The following is a 13964-nucleotide window of genomic DNA, read 5'->3' as shown; positions in this document are numbered from 1 at the left end:
AAGATCAGCGATCTTTTAAATAGCCAAGTAGCAGCGAGATTTTGCTAGATAGCGAGATCCGCAAAATGCTCACATCATTGGGATGTTACTTTCCACTCCTCTGTCCTTTTGCCTGAGAGTTTCACCTTGCACATGGGCAGGGCTTGCTCCTTCGGCGACCGATTTAACGGTTCTCTCCAGAGGTTCCTCCAACTACAGTCCTCGCATCATCGATCCAATTTCTTGAAAGATGATTGCACCTGAAAGATTTACTTCTTCGGCGGGTATGACTAACCAAATGTTAATAATTGGTTAATTACCACTCTCCTGTAGTCTTCATCGGAACAATTATCTGGGTATGCCAGATAATCTGTACCCGAATCCTAACCAAATAATTTTGTGATGTCATCCCCATATTTTTCGATCGAATATTTATTGCTCAATCGCCAGAAAAAACTACCGAACCTTGACTTAATCTGGACGCCAAATGGCATAGAATGCTACCGTTTAGTCACATAAGTTGATGACTCAAGGAGAGGTCATGATTCGGCTGATTGTGATTGCGGTGTTAATTGTGCTGGCGTATTTCTTGCTGAGATACCGCACGAACGAAAAAATCCAAAAAGGGGTGGTGGTGACCTTACTCGGTCTCTTCGCCATTTATACCTTGGTTTTGGTGGCTACAGAGCTGTTTAGATAATTCTATTAATCGAGATTGGAGTGAGATGTTGTGACTTCGCCAAATAATCAAACTGATGAACAAGATGATGTGGTCGTCATCGAGGAACGAGACAAACGTACATTCGTGTATATTGCGATTGCTGCCGTATTAGGCATGGCGTTTGGCGGTTTGATCGGCGCTCACTTTACGGCACAAAAGTGGCAAGAAACCTATCAAGGGCTGCAGCAGCAGTACCAAAGTCTAGCGACTGACAAAACTCAGTTGGTAGCGAGTGTTAAATCGCGCGAAGCGAGTTTGGACTCTGAGGTGGACAAGAAACTCGAAGCAGAAATCGCCTTACGACAAAAAGAGCATCAGGCAGAGCTTGAAAAGCTGCAAAATCAGCTCACCGAAATGGAAAAACTGAACATCACCTTGGAAGGGCAGATCAAATCGCAAAAAGCGCAGATTGAAACCACGCAAAACGAGAACGATAAGCTCAGCCGTCAGGCCGATATGCAAAACAATATGTTTGAGCGCTCGCGAGAACTTTTCCGTCGTGAAATGGAGATTTCTCAAGAGCTGGACGCGCTGCAAAAAGAGCGAGAAGTGTTGGTTCCGAAGTTGGAAACATTGAAGAAAGCGTGTGAAGTGTATCTTTCCGGTAAATCTTGGGACGCTAAATCCGATGCATGCGATAACCAAGACGAAGCCAGTTCGCGCTTAAGCCAAGTGGATCAACTGATCGAAGTGTACAAAATGGACTTGAAGCAGATTAAATCCATTACCCAAGAGATGGGATTGTAACGACAACAACAAGGGCTCAATTTTGAGCCCTTGTTGTTTTGTTTACCTCTTAGCAATCACAGCCGTTGGCGGCGCCACAATAGCAAGCAGGCACAAAGCCAAAACAGCACCAACCCCCACAAACTGCTCCACTGAAGGCTGACTTGTTGCCAGCTAGCCCCCATTTGATTGAGAGCAAGGAAGCCTTTTATTGCACTAGTGCTCGGACTCAATTGGGCGAGCCATAGAAGCGGCGCTGGGATCATCTCGACAGGCCAGATGAAACCAGCCAGAAAAATCAGCGGCATGGAGCTGATAAGCACCACCAGTGTGACCAGTTCACGGCGCGGAAGCAAATCACCCAGCCAATAGCCAAGTAGGCAAGAGGCAAGCAGAAACGGCAACAGCAAGCTGAGCAGTGTTGAGATGCTGGCAAGCGTGTTGATGCCATGCATAGTAAAACTGGCACCGAAATAGTAGGCGCTGAGCAGATAATAGATAGCCACCAGTACCACGGTTCTCACGCTGAGCAACTTCCAGCGCGGCACAAGTGACCAATAACCTTGGCCATGTTTTTGTGTACCGACGATAAGCCCCGCTGCCATGATCAAAGTCTGTTGCAGGATTAAGACAAACACCGCAGGCACCACATAGTCGACGTAGCCCATGGTTGGGTTAAAGGTCGGCTTGAGGTTGAGCTTCACCGCGCTGTACTGATCGGCCGCGAAAGCGAGCGGTACACCGTCTATCAGCAGTTTCGAGACCTTGACCTGAGCTGCCAGCGTACCACCAGTTTGTGCCAGCCCTTCCACCACGGTGCCATACACTAGAAAGTAGGAGGCATCGCCTGCATAGGACAGTGTCGGACTTTTACCCAGCAACAGGTCTTTGTAGAAATGCTCCGGGATCAACAAAATGCCGCTCACCTTGCCAGCGAGAAAAGCCGCTTTGGCCTCAGCCAGCGTGCCATCGCGGCGTACGATTTCCACTTGAGAAGTCGCGTCCACCATGCGTTCGAGCTTCCAGCTGGTTGGGCTCTTGTCAAGGTTGACGACTGAAATCGCCTGCTCTCGTGGCGTTTGCTGCGCGTAGGGCAGTGGATAGAGAAACGAGTAAAACAGCACACCACCGAACACAGTCAGGGTTACCACCGGATTGGTTAGTAGCGCTTTCAACTCTGCTTTGAGTAGATCAAGCCAGCTCATGATTTTCCCTCCGCTTTGTTAAGGTGCTTTTTCATCAAAAGGAGAGTGAGCAGGGCAGGAAGCAGATAACCCACCATCGGCGCAAGAGCTTGCAATGCTTGATAGAACTCAGCCCCATAGCTGGCTTGAGACACTTGTACTTCGATGTAATGACTCACCGGTAATAATCCACGCCAAAACTGCGCGGGCGCGCTCATGTCGGTAACCGGGAAGGTAATGCCCATAAAGGCAAAACTGGGCGCGGTAAATGCGCCGGCAAAACTCATCGCACGGGCAGCATCAAGCGTCATAGAAAAAAAGAAAGCGCCCATGATCATGCATGCTAATACGGTGAAAAGCTGCGCAATCACAATGGGCAAAAAGTGGCCGTGAAAAGGCCAGTCAAGGATGAAGTAGAACCAGCACAGAAAAGCCAAACCATGCAGCATAAAAATAGGCACATAGCAGCTCAGAGTACGGAAAAGGGTAAATAGAATGTTGTCTCCGAGCCAGAACCCCAGTTTTTCAGGGGAGCGCGCATAGACTCGTAAATTTGCCGCCAGAATTAAAATCGTGCACACCACCATCATAATTTGCCAGATAGCGGGCACCACCGCTGAAACCAAGAATTGTGCGTAGTTGGTATTTTGGTTGAACAGCGGCGAGATTTGCGTGGTAATGGTCACGGCGCTCCCCATGGCGCTCGCAGTGGTTTGGTTACCATGACTGAGGCTTTTGACCGTTTCTAACGCGGCGTTAAAGTGCCCTTGCGTTTGCACAATGGCAGAGTTGACTAAGCGGCCAGTCAGTATGTATTGACTGTTGTAAAAGGCAGAAATCTGCGGAGGCTGCTTGAGATAAATATCGCGATCAAAATGGTCGGGGATGATCACGTAAGCGTATATCTCACCACTAATCAGGGCGTCTTTGGCGGCGGCAACATCAGAGTATGCTCTCTCTGTGCTGAGTGTGGGCGAAGCATCCAGCATCTGCACCAGTTTGCGTGATAAGGTGCTGTGTGACTGATCAACAATGCCAATTGGCAAATCACGAGCGATCCCGGCAGAAAATACGCCCCAAATCATTAAGGCAATTAGCAGCGGGATCCAAGTCAAGCACGACAAAAGCCATTTGTCGTGCCGCAGCACATGCAGTTGCGCGTAGATAGCTTTCATCATAAGGCCAATTACAGCTCAACCACTAAACTCATGCCCATGCGCAGAGCAGAAATGGGCTCCACAGGACGAGCTTCGACTTCAAAAGTGCGTAAGTCGAAACCTTGCGAGGCATCGGTCGCCCGCCAAGTGGCAAAATCGCCCATCACTGCAATGTGGGTAACGCGAAATTGCACTTTTTTATCCAGAGCAGGCAAATAAGCGCTGAAGGTCTCACCTTTTTGAAAGTGTTTTAACAAATCTTCTCTCACGTTAAGCACGGCCCAAGCGTCATGGGTATCAATCACCGTCACGACAGGGAAGCCTTGAGGCGCTAACTCGCCACTTTGTAGCAAAACCTGAGACACTTCACCGTCAAACCAACTCTCAATACGGGTATCACTCGCGTAAGCTTCGACTTCCGCAACGGCTCCTGCCGCCATGCGCGCCTTTTCTGCCGCCGCGAGTTTGGTCTCATCGCGCGCGCCTTCTTTGGCGAGTTCATACATTTGGAATGCGGCGCTTTCCGTGTACTTGGCGGCTTGCCATTGGGTCATCGCTTCGTCACGCTTTTGTTCAGCGACCACGCCATCCTTGTATAGGTTATTGACGCGCTGGTAAGTCTTCTCCATCAAATCAGCGGCGGCTTTCGCTTTAAGCCACTGATCTTTGGCTGCTTGAATTTGCTGTGTGCGAGCTCCTTTTTCTGCTTCTTGCGCCAGTGCTCCCGCGGCTTTTTCTCCCGCTTTGGCTTGCTCGAGTTTTGCCTCAATTTCTGGGCTATGCAAGGTAAACACCAATTGCCCTTTGCTCACGCTATCGCCTTTGCGGACCAAAACTTGGTCAATGCGCCCTGGCACTTTGGAGGAGATACTGTATTGCTGCGCTTCAATCATTCCCTGTAAACGCACCGGCTTTGGCTGGTATGCTTGGTAAAACTGGTAGCCGATCCAGCTCACCGCACCCACAGCGCAGAGAGAAAGCAGAATAGGTTTGAGCGATTTCATAGTGATTCCTTTTGAGTGGGTGCGTAGGCGCTAGATTGGTATTGAGCAAAGCTATTCATTTCACTGCTCAGTGCCAGCAGCTTATTGAGTGAGATGAGATAGCGAAAGCGAGCGGCGGATTGCTGCGTTTCAATACTGGCCAAGTATAACTGTGCATCGACTACTTCAAGTGAGTTCGAAAGCCCTTGATTAAAGGCTTTTTCCCGCAAATCGAGGTTCTCTTTGGCAAGGCGAATACTCGATTCTAAACCGATCACTTCATCCACCGCTTGCTGTGCTTCAAGATAGGTTTTTTGTACCAGCACCGACAGATCTTCTCGCGCTTGCGCTTTGAGTGAGTGTACTTGCGAGACCATGCTGCTGGCGGCTTTGACTTTTTCGCTGCGCCCAGATGTGTCAATCAACGGGACATTTACCCCAACACCGACCAACCAGTCCGGTTTCATTTCGCTGGCGAGTGAATCATCTTCATACAGACTGTAGTCGCCATAGAGGTACACTTGCGGATAGTATTTGCCCTTTTCTGCTTTGATGAGCGCGCTGGCTTGCTGCTCTTTGGCGTCCAATAATGCAAGGCCCGGGTAAGTGGCGAGAGTCTGCTCAGTGAACGCAGAGAGAGGGGGCAAGTGATGGTTGATAAACAACCCTTCGGCAGGTTCGACCAAGCTTGACTGAGCCAAAATTTTGCTTAGCGCTGACTGCGCGATCTCAAGGTTACTTTGCGCTTTGCGCGTTTCTACCTTGGCTTTATCCAACGAGGCTTCGGCTTGTAAACGCTCGACATGGGCGATCTGCCCTTGTTTTTCCAGTTTAATGGCGAAATCGCGGTGTTGAGTCAGCCCTTGTTCGACCGCTTGGCGCGTTTGCAAAACCTCTTTGGCGAGTACCACGGAGAAGTAGTACTTGCTGAGGTCTTCGTAGCGCGCCTGCGTTTCCATTTTCAACTGACTGCGCGCTTCTTCGGTTTTGCCTTGCGCCGCCGCTTGTGCTGCGCTAATGCGCCCGCCAGTGAAAATGGGCCAAATAGCGCGGATAGATGAGCTAAAGAGATCTTTTTCTGCGATGGTGGTTTCTATCCCGCTTAATACTGGCAGAAGCGCTTGCAGTATTGGTCCTGTTGACGCGTTGAGCGCGGGCATTGTGGTATTGGACATTAACTGCTCGCCACTGAGCGTGACATCAGTATCAAGGCGGGTGTAATTGGCACCGATGCTCACGGAAGGCCAGTCCAAACTGCGGGTGGCACTTTGCATGTGTTCTTGGCTGGCCACGTTAGCTCGCTGCGCTGCGAGCGAGTGGTTATTGTCTTGTAACAGTTGCCAGGCTTGCTGAAAAGTGATCGGCGCGGCCTGACAAGCCAATGATATGGAGCTTGAAAGCAGCCCAATCATTAGTAACTGATGAGTTCGTTTCATGATAGTCGCATCAAAATAGAGCAATGACTCTAATATATAGGAATTGTCGTTTTCTGTTAAGCACAACGTTGATTAAGTGGGAGGAAATAAAAAAGCACAGCGCGTCGGCTGTGCTTCCTCATGAAGAATGAGCTGACTATTTTAATGAAGGGCAGAAAAACTCGGCTCGCCATTCAAGCTGCTTGGAGCCTTGCATGGTTTGCAGAAGATCGCGCCCGCTCATTTGAGGGAAAGCGAGAAGAACGCGAAGGTCACTCTCTGTATGACCGTTTTTCTCGTAAGCTCTGACGTGTGTAAAGGTTGAATGCATGTTCTTCGACAGCATTGCCTTGTTAAGGCAAATTCCAAAGGTATCTCTTTCCATATTGATCGTTCCTTATCAATTGATACCACCTTGTGCTTATTATTGTCGTTATGTTAGGTAGATTGTCACTCTAGACTCGAAAAAGTATACGTTCTGTTGGTTAAAAAATCCTCAAAAATTCCTAAAATTGAGATGATCTAGATCAACTAAAATCAAACTTTATATGTAACTTGTTGATTATTTATTTTTATGTAGTTTTAGTTTGAGTGAAACAGACGCAAAAGCATGCTCAAAAATCTGTCGGTATTTTCCATTCCTGTCTCACAGTTCCAAACGCTACTCTGCACTTGAGTGTTAATTAAGTGTTAACTTACCGCGAAAGAGATAGTGATTGGAGAGTGAGATGAAGTGGCAGAGTGTCAGTTTTCGGCAGCGAATGTTGGTGATTATGACGTTGTCAGGGTTGATTGAACTGCTGATTCTGGTCGCCGCTGGTTTTGCCTATCTTAAACACTCCCAAGAGGAGGAAATGGGACAAAAAGCGTTAGGCGTTGCACGATTTTTGGCCAACTCTTCTATCGTTATTGAGCTGATAGAACAGCGCGATAACGTGACCCATCAAACCCGCTTTCGTGAACTTACCGGTGCACTTGGAGCCGCTTTTATTGTTGTTGGCGATGAGCAAGGTTTGCGTCTCATCCATCCGCTCGATTCTCGCCTAGGTTTGCCAATGAGCGGTGGCGACAACGAGCGAGCGCTCAAAGAGGGTGAAGCTTATATCTCCACAGCAAAAGGCTCGCTTGGCTATTCGGTGCGTGGCAAAGCCGCCGTGTTTAATGCGCAAGGAAAAGTGATCGGCGTCGTTTCCGTCGGCTATCTGCTTGAAAGGTTGCAAGATCGCATCGAGCCATTTATCTGGTTTTTGATCGCGATGACGGTTTTAGTGGTTGCCGCTAACGCACTGGTGTCCAATTACGCTGCGCGTAAGTTCCAAAAAGCGATCTTGGGTTTTGAACCGGAGGAGATTGGCCGTTTATACAGCGAGTTGGATGTGACTATGAGCACCATCAAAGAGGGGATTCTCAGTATTGATGCCAACGGTGTGCTGCGTTCGATTAACCGCAGTGCAGCGCAGATTTTGGGGCTTGATCCCGCCTTGGCACTCAACCGCCCTCTGGCCGATTCTTTGCCAAGCAGCGATCTCTATCGGGTGCTGGAGACCGGACAAGAAGATCACGATATTGAGCTCTATCTGAATCACAAACATTTGATCGCTAACCGCACGCCCGTTTTGGTTGATGGAAAGGTCGTTGGCGCGGTATCGAGTTTTCGTCTGCGCGATGAGATCAGTGAACTGACAGAGCAGCTATCGCAAACCAAGGAGTACGCGGATCTACTGCGCTCTCAGACGCATGAACATCGCAATAAACTCAATACCATTAGCGGTTTGGTGCAAATGGGGGAGCTGGACGCGGTGCAGCAACTGATTGGTAAGGAAACGGAACATTATCAAGCTCTCATTGAATTTTTGCGTGACACGATTAAAGATCCGTTGGTCGCGGGTATGCTGCTTGGTAAAACGGAACGTGCAAGAGAACTTGGCCTTGAACTCATTGTGGAAGAGGGCACTCGCTTGGAGCCACTACCGGACGGGGTCAACGCGGAAGACATTACCACCATATTAGGCAATTTGATTGATAATGCCTTTGACGCCACCATGAGTGGTATTGCTCATCAACAACCGTTTGCCAAATCGAGAAGGAATATTGAAGTCTCAGTGAGCGATTACGGCACTGAAATCATCTTGGAAGTGATCGATCAAGGTTGCGGGCTACCCGAAGGTTATTTACCACAGCAACTGGTCGAAAAAGGGGTGTCAAGCAAAGCAAAAGCCAACCGTGGTGTCGGGCTTTATTTAGTCAGCCAATTAGCCCAGCGTTACGGTGGCCACATTGAAATGAGCCCAAATAAGTTACACGGAACACGAATGACCGTTTACATTCCCAAGGAAGAGCAGCAATGAGTACCAATAGCCGAGTGATGATCATTGAAGATGACCTAGCAATTGCGCAATTACATCATAACTATTTGCAGCAGTTGAATGGTTTTGAGGTGATAGCCATCGCCACGACATCGGCGGAAGCGCAACTGCAGTTGACACTGTTGGAACCGGACTTGGTTTTGCTCGATGTCTATCTGCCCGATGGCAGTGGGCTGAATATTTTAAACCAAATCCGTGGCAGTAACCGCCATTGTGATGTGATTCTGATCACCGCCGCGCGCGATGTAGAAACGCTGCAAACGGCGATGCGTGGTGGGGTGGTCGATTATTTGCTCAAACCCGTGATGTTTGTGCGCCTTGAAGCCGCGCTCAACAAATATCGCGCGCAGCTAGAGCAACTTGGTCATGTATCTGCGGATCTCAATCAAGGGCTGGTGGACAAGATGTTACAGTCAGGCAGTGGACAGGAAAAAGCAGGCCATTTGCCCAAAGGAATTGATGGTGTCACGCTCGATAAAATACGCGCACTCTTTCAGCAAGAAGAAACGTATACTGCCGATGAAGCGGGGGAGAAGATGGGTGCCAGCCGCACCACCGCGAGGCGCTACTTGGAATATTTGATTGCTGCGGGCGAGCTGCAAGCCGATCTCAGCTACGGCACAGTGGGTCGGCCAGAGCGTTGTTATAAAAAAGTGCTGAGATAAAATCGCTCGATTTGTCCCATTGCGAGCACAGATGGTGGGCGATTTTGTGGCGAAATTTGCGCAAAAATAGCGTGATGCAGCCACAAAAAACAGGGCTAACTGGTCTAATCAGTAAAAAATCAAATATCACTTCTGATACAAATAGTTATCTTGAAATCGCGTCATTATTTAAACGATTGCACTTTCAACTATTGATGTATGTCAAAGAGTCGTAGACAATACGCCCCCGTGTCGGGCAAATCATTCTTATTACCAACCCACACACTCTAGGTTTTGCCTATCGCTGATATAGGTAAGATCAACTATCGATTTTTTAGTGTCATTGATATGGTTGGCTCATCCTTTAAGCCGTATCCAGGCACAAATAAGTACCTCGTTTTTAAGGGAAAGATGATGGTAATACCAGAAAACAGTAGCATCGTGATTTTTGGTGCTTCGGGTGACTTGACCTACCGCAAGTTGATTCCTGCCTTATACCACCTCTATGCAAGTAAGCAGCTTCCAGAAAACTTCGCTATTCTGGGTGTCAGCCGCACAGAGTACAGTGATGAGTCCTACCGCGAAAAGCTCAAGAATTCGCTTCAGGAAATGGAAAAAACAGAGCCAGCAGCGCTGGATGCCTTCATTAACCATTTGCATTATCAAGCAATCAATACCTCAGATACTGCAGATTATGCCAAGTTAGTGACTCGCTTGAACGAGTTGGCGCTGCAGTATCAGTTTGAACAGCGCAATACCTTGTTCTACATGGCAACGCCACCGAGCCTTTACAGTGTGATTCCAGCGAGCCTAGCTCACCATCGTTTGAACAACGAAGACGATGGCTGGAAGCGACTGATCATCGAAAAACCTTTTGGTTACGATCTGGCCTCTGCCAAACAGCTGGATAAAGACATTCACGAGTGTTTCCAAGAGCATCAAATCTACCGTATTGACCATTATCTGGGCAAAGAAACGGTGCAGAACTTACTGGTGTTTCGTTTCTCCAACGCGATGTTTGAACCGCTATGGAATCGCAATTTCATCGATTACGTAGAAATCACTGGCGCAGAGTTTCTTGGCGTCGAAGAACGTGGCGGTTACTACGATGGTTCTGGTGCGGTGCGCGATATGTTCCAAAATCATCTTCTGCAAGTGTTGGCAATGGTCGGCATGGAACCACCTGCGCAGATCAACGCGGACTCTATGCGTGATGAAGTGGTAAAAGTACTGCAATGCCTCAAACCGTTGGATGAGCACGATCTGCGTAACAACCTTGTGCTAGGTCAGTACACCGCGTCCGATGTGCGTGGACAACACCTTCCCGGTTACCGAGAAGAGCACGGTGTTGCCGAAGATTCGCGTACCGAAACTTATGTTGGCCTCAAAGCTTATATCAACAACTGGCGTTGGAATGGTGTGCCTTTTTATGTGCGTACCGGTAAACGTCTACCAACGCGCGTCACAGAAGTGGTCATCCACTTTAAACGCACACCGCATCCTGTGTTTGGGCAAAATGCACCTGAAAACAAGCTGATCATTCGTATTCAGCCCGATGAAGGCATCCAGATGAGTTTTGGCTTGAAGCAGCCAGGTGCCGGTTTCCATGCCAAAGAAGTGAAAATGAATTTCCATTACACTTCACTTCAAGAAACCCAAATGTTGACCGCGTATGAACGTCTACTATTAGATGCGCTCAATGGCGACGCGACACTGTTTGCGCGTAGTGATGCAGTGGAAGCGTGTTGGAAATATGTCCAGCCGATCCTTGATTTCAAACAAGATCCGCAAGCCTTGTTTGGCTACGCCTGTGGCACTTGGGGTCCAAAAGAATCGGATGATCTGCTCCAGCGCGATGATCGCGCATGGCGCTTCCCATGCAAAAACCTAACTGACACGGATTACTGCGAACTATGATCAATCATAAGATTTTTAATACCGCAGAGCAGGTAGTTGAAAGCCTCGCGAACGATATGAAAGCGTTTAGCGAAATGGGCCGACCTGTTCATATTTCTCTTTCAGGTGGCAGCACGCCCAAAATGTTGTTCAAGCTATTAGCGTCCGATGCGTATGCAACGGCAATCCAATGGCAGAATCTGCACTTTTGGTGGGGGGACGAGCGATGTGTAGCGCCGGATGATGCACAAAGCAACTACGGCGAAGCCAATGCGCTTTTGTTTAGCCAAGTTGCTTTGCCAGCCGAGAACATCCACCGTATTTGTGGTGAAGATGAGCCTCAAATGGAAGCGGAACGTTTCGCGAGAGAAATGCTGGCGTTGATCCCGACCGAAAATGGTACCCCCGTGTTTGATTGGGTCTTGCTCGGTGTTGGCGCCGATGGCCACACCGCTTCGCTCTTTCCTGGTCAAACAAACTACGACGAAGAAAAACTCGCCATTTTAGCAAGCCATCCTGAATCGGGTCAGATTCGTGTATCCAAAAGTGCACGCGTGGTTGAGGCAGCGAAACGTATCAGTTACCTCGTTTTGGGCGCTGGTAAAGCAGATATCGTGGATGAGATTAACCGCTCACCCGCAGAAATTCTTCCATATCCGGCAGCCAAGATTCAGTCTCATCAGGGGCTAACGGAATGGTATTTAGATTTAGACGCAGCGGCGAAAATCGTGTAATCGCGATAGCCAAGTAAAATTTATTGGAGAGAAAAAATGAAAGGTGATATCGGTGTAATTGGCCTAGCAGTTATGGGTCAAAACCTTATCCTCAACATGAATGACCACGGTTTTAAAGTGGTGGCGCACAACCGTACTGCGGCAAAAGTTGACGAGTTCCTAGAAGGCCCGGCCAAAGGTACCAACATCGTTGGTGCTTACACGCTGCAAGAGCTGGTGGACAAACTGGAAGCACCACGTAAAGTGATGCTGATGGTTCGTGCTGGCGCGGTGGTTGACGCGTTCATCGATCAACTGGTTCCTCTGTTGGACAAAGGCGACATCATCATCGACGGTGGTAACACCAACTACCCAGACACTAACCGCCGCGTTGCAGCACTGCGCGAAAAAGGCATCCACTTCATCGGTACTGGTGTATCAGGCGGTGAAGAAGGCGCTCGTTTCGGACCGTCTATCATGCCAGGTGGCGCTCCAGAAGCTTGGGCAGCTGTGAAACCTATCTTCCAAGCGATCTCGGCAAAAACGGATGCTGGCGAGCCTTGCTGTGACTGGGTTGGTAACGACGGTGCTGGCCACTTCGTGAAAATGGTTCACAACGGTATCGAATACGGCGACATGCAGTTGATCACTGAAGCTTACCAGTTCATGAAAGATGGCCTGGGCATGACTGCTGACGAAATGCAGGCAGTGTTCGCTGACTGGAACGAAACTGAGCTGAACAGCTACCTAGTAGAAATCACGGCTGACATCCTTGGCTACAAAGATGAAGACGGTGAAGCGCTGGTTGAGAAGATCCTCGACACGGCAGGTCAAAAAGGTACTGGTAAATGGACAGGTATCAACGCACTGGACCTGGGTATTCCACTGACGCTGATCTCTGAATCTGTCTTTGCTCGCTGCCTGTCTGCACTGAAAGAGCAGCGTGTTGAAGCGGAAAAACTGTTTGGCAAAACCATCACTCCGGTTGAAGGTGACAAACAAGAGTGGGTTGATGAACTGCGTCAAGCGCTGCTGGCTTCAAAAATCATCTCTTACGCACAAGGCTTTATGCTGATGCGTGAAGCGTCAAACGAAAACGGCTGGGATCTGAACTACGGCAACGTAGCGCTGATGTGGCGCGGTGGTTGTATCATCCGTTCTGCATTCTTGGGCAACATCCGTGACGCGTTCGAAGCGAACCCAGACCTAGCATTCCTGGGTTCTGACGATTACTTCAAAAACATCCTGACGGGTAGCCTAGCAGCATGGCGTAAAGTGGCAGCGAAATCTCTGGAAGCGGGGATTCCAATGCCATGTACCACATCTGCTCTGACCTTCCTAGACGGTTATACCACTGCTCGTCTGCCAGCGAACCTGCTGCAGGCACAACGTGACTACTTCGGCGCGCACACGTATGAGCGTACTGATCGTGCACGTGGTGAGTTCTTCCACACCAACTGGACAGGTACAGGTGGTGATACTGCGTCAACCACTTACGACGTATAATCCAGATCTGTAATACGCTAAAAGAGATGCCTTAGTGGCATCTCTTTGTTTTCGTATCTAAGCAGAGTTGAACAAAAATTCTACGCCCTTCATCTCATCCTATAAATTTTATTCCATGGAGGATGACGGTGTATTGGGCATCCACTATTTTTATGCTGCCACAGGGATCAATGGTTTTTCATGTGGTATTAACAATTAGCTACCGGGAAGGTGAATTTAACAGTTCGAGGTTCTTAAGATGACTATTAATAAATACTTTGTTTTTGTTCCACAAGAGGTTGAACAAGAAATAGAAAATCAATTGGTATCAGATCAGGAAGCTCAACGTCAGGCATTAGTCAAACAGGCCCAGCAGGAAGGCGGCTTGTAACGCTAGGTTCCATTGCAAAGAGTGCATAGATGCACTCACTCTGCTGACAAAGGTCTAGCACCCAAGCTAGGCCTTTGATAAAGCCACAATCTTGTTAGTCTTCATAGCCCAAAGATTAGTAAGAAGTGGACCCCAACGGTTGGACACATAAGCTCATTTCTTAAGTGGTTGACCCAACTCATGCTGCGTATCTTTGCCTACCGAAGTAGGCCTCATCAGGAGTGAGGTTATTGAGTCCTTGATGGTTACGCTCTTCATTATAAAACACCATGTAGTTGCCGATTTCAAGCTCGGCTTCACGTGG

At 48.7% G+C, this 13964-nt stretch carries 13 protein-coding genes, 1 pseudogene and 1 riboswitch; of the genes and pseudogenes, 8 read left to right on the top strand and 6 right to left on the bottom strand.

What is annotated here, in order from left to right; translation table 11 throughout:
* Positions 1-90 precede the first annotated feature (90 nt).
* A riboswitch (glycine riboswitch) is annotated at positions 91-190 on the bottom strand.
* A 330-nt stretch (positions 191-520) separates the two neighbouring features.
* Entirely contained in the window at positions 521-679 is a 159-nt protein-coding gene (locus UF06_RS26975; RefSeq protein WP_039429357.1) for a hypothetical protein, read from the top strand.
* A 30-nt stretch (positions 680-709) separates the two neighbouring features.
* The gene (locus tag UF06_RS19085; protein WP_045571843.1) at positions 710-1447 is read left to right on the top strand and encodes a chromosome partitioning protein ParA; all 738 of its coding nucleotides are present in this window, start codon (positions 710-712) and stop codon (positions 1445-1447) included.
* A gap of 56 nt (positions 1448-1503) precedes the next feature.
* Here UF06_RS19085 and UF06_RS19080 read toward each other — a convergent pair whose 3' ends face one another.
* From UF06_RS19080 to UF06_RS19060, 5 genes are all read right to left on the bottom strand, one after another.
* Positions 1504-2631: an ABC transporter permease gene (locus UF06_RS19080; protein WP_045571842.1), complete on the bottom strand. Its 1128-nt coding sequence runs from the start codon at positions 2629-2631 to the stop codon at positions 1504-1506.
* Positions 2628-3785, bottom strand: a complete 1158-nt coding sequence (locus tag UF06_RS19075) for an ABC transporter permease (RefSeq protein WP_045572041.1) — start codon at positions 3783-3785, stop codon at positions 2628-2630. Before UF06_RS19075 ends, UF06_RS19080 begins: the two co-directional genes overlap by 4 nt.
* A gap of 11 nt (positions 3786-3796) precedes the next feature.
* Complete coding sequence (locus tag UF06_RS19070; protein ID WP_045571841.1) at positions 3797-4771, bottom strand: efflux RND transporter periplasmic adaptor subunit; 975 nt, start codon at positions 4769-4771, stop codon at positions 3797-3799.
* Positions 4768-6186, bottom strand: a complete 1419-nt coding sequence (locus tag UF06_RS19065) for a TolC family protein (RefSeq protein WP_045571840.1) — start codon at positions 6184-6186, stop codon at positions 4768-4770. Before UF06_RS19065 ends, UF06_RS19070 begins: the two co-directional genes overlap by 4 nt.
* A gap of 136 nt (positions 6187-6322) precedes the next feature.
* Entirely contained in the window at positions 6323-6550 is a 228-nt protein-coding gene (locus tag UF06_RS19060; RefSeq protein WP_045571839.1) for a hypothetical protein, read from the bottom strand.
* 343 nt (positions 6551-6893) lie between these two features.
* Here UF06_RS19060 and UF06_RS19055 point away from each other — a divergent pair, with 343 nt between their 5' ends.
* The 6 genes from UF06_RS19055 to UF06_RS28215 all read left to right on the top strand — a co-directional run bounded on the left by UF06_RS19055 (position 6894) and on the right by UF06_RS28215 (position 13660).
* Complete coding sequence (locus tag UF06_RS19055; protein WP_045571838.1) at positions 6894-8513, top strand: sensor histidine kinase; 1620 nt, start codon at positions 6894-6896, stop codon at positions 8511-8513.
* The gene (locus UF06_RS19050; protein WP_045571837.1) at positions 8510-9196 is read left to right on the top strand and encodes a response regulator; all 687 of its coding nucleotides are present in this window, start codon (positions 8510-8512) and stop codon (positions 9194-9196) included. The genes UF06_RS19055 and UF06_RS19050 overlap by 4 nt, the downstream gene beginning before the upstream one ends.
* A gap of 393 nt (positions 9197-9589) precedes the next feature.
* Positions 9590-11092 (top strand): glucose-6-phosphate dehydrogenase, encoded by a 1503-nt coding sequence (gene zwf, locus UF06_RS19045; RefSeq protein ID WP_045571836.1) that lies wholly within the window; start codon positions 9590-9592, stop codon positions 11090-11092.
* A complete protein-coding gene (gene pgl, locus UF06_RS19040) occupies positions 11089-11805 on the top strand; it encodes a 6-phosphogluconolactonase (RefSeq protein WP_045571835.1) in 717 nt (238 codons plus the stop codon). The genes zwf and pgl overlap by 4 nt, the downstream gene beginning before the upstream one ends.
* Before the next feature lie 36 nt (positions 11806-11841).
* Positions 11842-13290 carry a decarboxylating NADP(+)-dependent phosphogluconate dehydrogenase gene (gene gnd, locus UF06_RS19035; RefSeq protein WP_045571834.1) on the top strand — a complete coding sequence of 483 codons (1449 nt, stop codon included), beginning with the start codon at positions 11842-11844 and terminating at the stop codon, positions 13288-13290.
* 238 nt (positions 13291-13528) lie between these two features.
* Positions 13529-13660: a hypothetical protein gene (locus UF06_RS28215; RefSeq protein ID WP_264299425.1), complete on the top strand. Its 132-nt coding sequence runs from the start codon at positions 13529-13531 to the stop codon at positions 13658-13660.
* Positions 13661-13838: 178 nt separating this feature from the next.
* Here the strand turns inward: UF06_RS28215 and UF06_RS19030 are convergent.
* Positions 13839-13964: pseudogene (locus tag UF06_RS19030) on the bottom strand (IS3 family transposase); the annotation flags it as partial.

It is taken from the genome of Vibrio sp. S234-5 (assembly GCF_000960595.1).
In the GTDB taxonomy this organism is placed as follows: Bacteria; Pseudomonadota; Gammaproteobacteria; order Enterobacterales; family Vibrionaceae; genus Vibrio.
Note: the sequence above shows the minus strand (reverse complement) of the source record. Positions and strands in the feature narration are given on the sequence as shown.

Excerpts from the sequence above, each read along its gene's own strand:
- pgl (WP_045571835.1), top strand. The coding sequence starts at position 11,089 with ATGATCAATCATAAGATTTTTAATACCGCAGAGCAGGTAGTTGAAAGC.
- UF06_RS28215 (WP_264299425.1), top strand. The coding sequence starts at position 13,529 with ATGACTATTAATAAATACTTTGTTTTTGTTCCACAAGAGGTTGAACAA.
- UF06_RS19080 (WP_045571842.1), bottom strand. The coding sequence starts at position 2,631 with ATGAGCTGGCTTGATCTACTCAAAGCAGAGTTGAAAGCGCTACTAACC.
- UF06_RS26975 (WP_039429357.1), top strand. The coding sequence starts at position 521 with ATGATTCGGCTGATTGTGATTGCGGTGTTAATTGTGCTGGCGTATTTC.
- UF06_RS19060 (WP_045571839.1), bottom strand. The coding sequence starts at position 6,550 with ATGGAAAGAGATACCTTTGGAATTTGCCTTAACAAGGCAATGCTGTCG.
- UF06_RS19070 (WP_045571841.1), bottom strand. The coding sequence starts at position 4,771 with ATGAAATCGCTCAAACCTATTCTGCTTTCTCTCTGCGCTGTGGGTGCG.
- UF06_RS19075 (WP_045572041.1), bottom strand. The coding sequence starts at position 3,785 with ATGAAAGCTATCTACGCGCAACTGCATGTGCTGCGGCACGACAAATGG.
- zwf (WP_045571836.1), top strand. The coding sequence starts at position 9,590 with ATGGTAATACCAGAAAACAGTAGCATCGTGATTTTTGGTGCTTCGGGT.
- gnd (WP_045571834.1), top strand. The coding sequence starts at position 11,842 with ATGAAAGGTGATATCGGTGTAATTGGCCTAGCAGTTATGGGTCAAAAC.
- UF06_RS19055 (WP_045571838.1), top strand. The coding sequence starts at position 6,894 with ATGAAGTGGCAGAGTGTCAGTTTTCGGCAGCGAATGTTGGTGATTATG.
- UF06_RS19065 (WP_045571840.1), bottom strand. The coding sequence starts at position 6,186 with ATGAAACGAACTCATCAGTTACTAATGATTGGGCTGCTTTCAAGCTCC.
- UF06_RS19050 (WP_045571837.1), top strand. The coding sequence starts at position 8,510 with ATGAGTACCAATAGCCGAGTGATGATCATTGAAGATGACCTAGCAATT.